This is a genomic window from Dyella sp. (genome assembly GCF_035277725.1).
GTDB lineage: Bacteria > Pseudomonadota > Gammaproteobacteria > Xanthomonadales > Rhodanobacteraceae > Dyella_B.
On record NZ_DATEJY010000096.1, the window covers coordinates 1 to 5,209 of the forward strand.

Sequence of the window (5,209 nt, forward strand, 5' to 3'; positions counted from 1 at the left end):
CTGCGCCGCGAGATGCAATCGCTGATCTCTACCGACACGCAAAAGGCCAAGCCAGAGCTGATCGACGAGATCGTCAGCGTGCTGGCGGAAAAGCGCGACCAGCAGGTGCACGTGCTGTGGCAATCGCTGAAGTCACTGCTCGACGACGTCGCCAGCCTGGACGACGAGCGCATCGTGCTGAGCTTCATGAACACGATCCGCGCCACGTTGCGCACCAGCTTCTTCCAGTTGTGGGATGGCGCGCATCGCCATTACATCAGCTTCAAGTTCGATTCCAAGCAAGTTCCCGACGCACCCAAGCCGGTGCCGTATCGCGAGATCTTCGTATACGCGCCGCGCGTGGAAGGCATTCACTTGCGCTTCGGGCCGGTTGCACGCGGCGGCTTGCGCTGGTCGGACCGCCGCGAAGATTTCCGCACCGAAGTGCTGGGCCTGGTGAAGGCACAGATGGTGAAGAACACCGTGATCGTGCCGGTGGGTTCGAAGGGCGGCTTCTTCGTCAAGCATCCGCCGGCCGGTGGCGATCGCGATGCGCAGTTGGCGGAAGGCATTGCCTGCTATCGCCTGTTCATCAACGGCCTGCTCGACATCACCGACAACCTGGTGGAAGGCAAGGTGGTGCCGCCGCATGACCTGATCCGCCACGACGACGACGATCCCTACCTGGTGGTGGCGGCTGACAAGGGCACGGCCACGTTCTCCGATATCGCCAACGCCATCTCGATCGAACACGGTTTCTGGCTGGGCGATGCGTTTGCCTCTGGCGGTTCCAACGGTTACGACCACAAGGGCATGGGCATCACTGCCAAAGGCGCGTGGGAATCGGTGAAGCGCCACTTCCGTGCGATGGGCCGCGACAGCCAGAGCGAGGACTTCACCTGCGTCGGCATCGGCGACATGTCCGGTGACGTGTTCGGCAATGGCATGCTGCTGTCGCGGCATATTCGCTTGCTGGCCGCGTTCGACCATCGCCACATCTTCCTCGATCCGAATCCGGAGACGGCCAAGTCCTTCGCCGAGCGCGAACGCATGTTCAAGCTGCCGCGTTCGAGCTGGGATGACTACGACAAGTCGCTTATTTCCGCCGGTGGCGGCGTGTGGCCGCGCAGCGTGAAGTCGATTCCGATTTCGCCGGAAGCGCGTGCGGTGCTGGGTATCAAGGCCAGCGTCGAGCATCTTTCGCCGAACGAGTTGATGAGCGCCATCCTCAAGGCGCCGGTGGATCTGCTGTGGAACGGCGGTATCGGTACCTACGTCAAAGCCAGCAGCGAAACGCATGGCGATGTCGGCGATCGCGCCAACAACGCGCTGCGTATCAACGGTGCGGAACTGCGTTGCAAGACGGTGGGCGAGGGCGGCAACCTCGGCTTCACCCAGAAAGGTCGCATCGAAGCCGCACAGCATGGCGTGCTGCTCAACACCGACTTCATCGACAACTCCGCTGGCGTGGACACCTCCGACCACGAGGTGAACATCAAGATCCTGCTCGGCGATGCGGTACAGCGCGGCGAGATCACCACGGATGATCGCAACCGCCTGCTCGCCTCGATGACCGACGAAGTCGGCCAGTTGGTGCTGTGGGATAACTACCGCCAGAACCAGGCCATCACCTTGATGGAACGTCAGTCGGTGAAGCGGATCGGCTCGATGGCGCACTTCATCCGTACGCTGGAAAGCGAAGGCCTGCTCGACCGTCAGGTGGAAAACCTGCCGAGCGAAACCGAGCTGTCCGATCGCAAGGCGCATGGCAATGGCCTCACTCGTCCGGAACTGTCGGTGCTGCTGTCGTACGACAAGATTCGCCTGTACCAGCAATTGCTGGAATCGGACGTACCGGAAGATCCGTATCTGTCGAAGGAACTGGTGCGTTACTTCCCGAAACCGCTGCACGACAAATACGCCGCGCACATGCAGCGCCATCGCCTGAAGCGCGAAATCATCGCCACCGCGGTGACCAACTCCACCCTCAACCGCATGGGCGCCACCTTCATGATGCGCATGCAGGAAGACACGGGGCAGGGGCCGGCGGCGGTCGCCAAGGCATACACGGCGGCGCGCGAAATTCTCGGCGCGCGCGAACTGTGGGCACAGATCGAGGCGCAGGACAGCAAGGTGGCGGAGAGCACGCAGTTCGATGCGATCGGGCAGATCTGGTCGCAATTGCGCCACCTCGCGCGTTGGCTGCTGAACCGTCCGGGCGGCACGCTGGACATCGCGGCGAACGTGGAGCGCTACCAGGCCGCCGTGGCCGAACTCAGCGCCACGCTGCCCGACGCATTGACGCCAGCCGGCAAGGCCGATTTCGCCACCAGCCAGGAGAAGTGGGAAGGCCTCGGCCTGCCCAGCGATCTGGCCCTGCATCTGGCCAAGCTGCCGGAGTTGCGCGCCATGCTCGACATGGTGGAAGTCGCGCAGCAGACCGACCAACCCATCGCCAAGGTCGCCAACGTGTTCTACGAGCTGGGCCAGGCGCTGGATCTGGAATGGCTGCGCGGCCAGATCGAAGCCCTGCCGGTGGATGGCCACTGGCATGCGCAGGCACGCGGTTCGTTGCTGGATGAACTCAATCATCAGCATCGCGCGCTGGCGACCCAGGTGCTCGCGCTCAATGGCGGCAACGGCAGCATATCGCCGGTACAGGCGTGGCTGGAGCGTGACGATCCTGCGCTGAAGTACACCCGCAGCATGCTGGCGGAAATCCTCACGCAGAACGCGGATTACCCGATCGCCTCGGTAGCGGTGCGTCGCCTGGCGCAGTTGGCGCAGGTGCCGATTGCCTGATGTTGCGCAAACCCTCTCCCTTCGGGGAGCGGGTAGGTTGGGGTGCGAACCCCAACGTCGCGACGCCGGGGGAATGGCCATGTTGGGGTTCGCACCCCAACCTACCTCGCCATGAACGTCATGGGAGGCATGGTCAGCTCACTTCGCGTGTCGTAAGCTCGATCGTCAAGCTCCAACAGATGGGTCTCCCATGCGTCTTGCGTTCGTCGCCAGCGAAACCAGCGTTGCCCAGCAAGCGCGCCGCAAACTTGTGGAACGCTACGGCGACGTGCCGGTGACCGATGCCGAAGTGATCGTCGCATTGGGTGGTGACGGTTTCATGCTGCGTACCTTGCACGCCCATCGTGCCGTTGCACTACCGGTCTATGGCATGAAGCTGGGTCGCGTCGGTTTCCTGATGAACAAGCATCACCATGAAGAATTGCCCGAGCGCATCGCACGCGCACACGCCGCGGAACTGTTCCCGCTGGAAATGGAGGCCGTCGATGGCGATGGCCAGACACGTCACGCGCTGGCCTTCAATGAAGTATCGCTGCTGCGGCAAACCAATCAGGCCGCGCATGTCGAAGTAAAACTCAATGGCATCGTGAAACTGCAGAACCTGGTCTGCGACGGCATCCTGGTTTCCACGCCCGCCGGCTCCACCGCTTACAACCTTTCCGCGCACGGTCCGATTCTGCCGCTGGACGCCAACGTGTTGGCGCTCACGCCGATCAGTCCGTTCCGTCCACGCCGCTGGCGCGGCGCCATCCTGCCGCATCGCACGGTGGTGAGCATGCGCGTGCTCGATCCCGGCAAGCGTCCGGTAAGCGCCACGGCGGATTTTCTGGAAGTGCGCAACGTGCGTAGCGTAGAAGTGCGCCAGTCGCGCGAGCAGGGCGTGCGTCTGTTGTTTGATCCGGAACACAATCTGGAACAGCGCATCCTGGACGAACAATTCGCCGCGGACTGACGTAGGTTGGGGTGCGAGCCCCAACATGGCGACACATGGGGATGGCAATGTTGGGGTTCGCACCCCAACCTACGGATTTGCGCTAGATTGACGCGCATGACCCGCCCCACCAAAACCGCTCACGATCCCAGTGCCACCGGCGATAACCGACTCGTCGTCGCCATTTCGTCGCGGGCCTTGTTCGACCTCGGCGATAGCCATGCCTTGTTCGAGCGCGACGGGCTGGATGCTTACCGCGGTTTCCAGATCGAACACGAAGAGGACATTCTGCAACCCGGCGTGGCGTTTCCGCTGGTGCAGAAACTGCTGGGACTCAACAAGCTGGCCGGCGACGTACCACCGGTCGAAGTGATCCTGCTGTCGCGCAACTCAGGCGATACCGGGCTGCGCATTTTCAATTCCATCCAGCATTACGGACTGGAAATCAGCCGCGCTGCGTTCACCAGCGGTGCGCCGACGTCCGATTACATTGCGCCTTTCAAGGCGGATCTGTTTCTTTCCGCCAATGCTGAAGATGTGGGCCGCGCCTTGAAGGCCGGCGTTGCGGCCGCCACCATCCTGCCGTCGACGGCGCCACCGCGCGCCAGCGAACAGCTGCGCATTGCCTTCGACGGCGATGCGGTGATCTTTGGCGACGAAGGTGAGCGCGTGTCGCGCGAGGAAGGGTTGGAAGCCTTTCATCGCAGCGAAACCGAACTGGCCGAACAGCCGTTATCGGTCGGACCCTTCCGTGGATTCCTCACCGCGGTGCATCGCCTGCAGGCAGCGTTTCCCGCCGAGAACTCCCCGATTCGCACCGCCCTTGTCACGGCCCGCTCGGCACCCGCACACAAGCGCGTCATTCTCACCCTCCGCCGCTGGGGCGTGCGTATCGACGAGGCGTTGTTCCTGGGTGGGCGCGACAAGGGGCCGTTCCTGGATGCGTTCGGCGCGGATATCTTTTTCGACGACTCGCCGGCAAATGTGGAATCCGCGCGCAAGCACGTCGCAACCGGCCACGTGCCGCACGGTGTAAGCAACCCGTAGGTTGGGGTGCGAACCCCAACATGTCGCTTCGCACAGGTTTACCGATGTTGGGGTTCGCACCCCAACCTACGGCACGGAATGGCCTTTGCTGGCGGTCCAGATCGCGTACCAGTCTTCCGCATCCAACTGCACATTCAGTGCTGCCACTGCGTCACGCAAGCCATCCAAACGCCCGGTACCGGTAATCGGATACGGCCGCGATGGATGCCGCAGCACCCACGCAAACGCGAGCGTGGTCAGCGAAATGCCATGGCGTGTCGCGATCGCCGACATTTCTGTCCGCACGCGCTGCGCCTGCTCATCGTCGCTCGTAAACAGGCGGCCACCAGCGAGCGGTGACCAGATCATCGGCCGCAATCCGAGTTGCTGTGCCTGATCGAGCGTGCCGTCGTCCAGCGCACCCATCTGCAGCGGCGAAAGCTCCAGCTGATTGGTGACTAGCGGATGATG

General features: G+C 62.8%; 4 protein-coding genes. 3 read left to right on the plus strand and 1 reads right to left on the minus strand.

The features are described from left to right. The 3 genes from VJR68_RS08800 to VJR68_RS08810 all read left to right on the plus strand — a co-directional run. A partial coding sequence (locus VJR68_RS08800) for an NAD-glutamate dehydrogenase domain-containing protein (RefSeq protein ID WP_324147301.1) occupies window positions 1-2,781 on the plus strand: 2,781 nt, incomplete at its 5' end. A 190-nt stretch (window positions 2,782-2,971) separates the two neighbouring features. Beyond that, window positions 2,972-3,733 carry an NAD kinase gene (locus VJR68_RS08805; RefSeq protein ID WP_324147302.1) on the plus strand — a complete coding sequence of 254 codons (762 nt, stop codon included), beginning with the start codon at window positions 2,972-2,974 and terminating at the stop codon, window positions 3,731-3,733. Window positions 3,734-3,829: 96 nt separating this feature from the next. After that, window positions 3,830-4,759 carry a 5'-nucleotidase gene (locus tag VJR68_RS08810; protein ID WP_324147303.1) on the plus strand — a complete coding sequence of 310 codons (930 nt, stop codon included), beginning with the start codon at window positions 3,830-3,832 and terminating at the stop codon, window positions 4,757-4,759. A 66-nt stretch (window positions 4,760-4,825) separates the two neighbouring features. Here the strand turns inward: VJR68_RS08810 and VJR68_RS08815 are convergent. After that, a partial coding sequence (locus tag VJR68_RS08815; protein ID WP_324147304.1) for an aldo/keto reductase occupies window positions 4,826-5,209 on the minus strand: 384 nt, incomplete at its 5' end.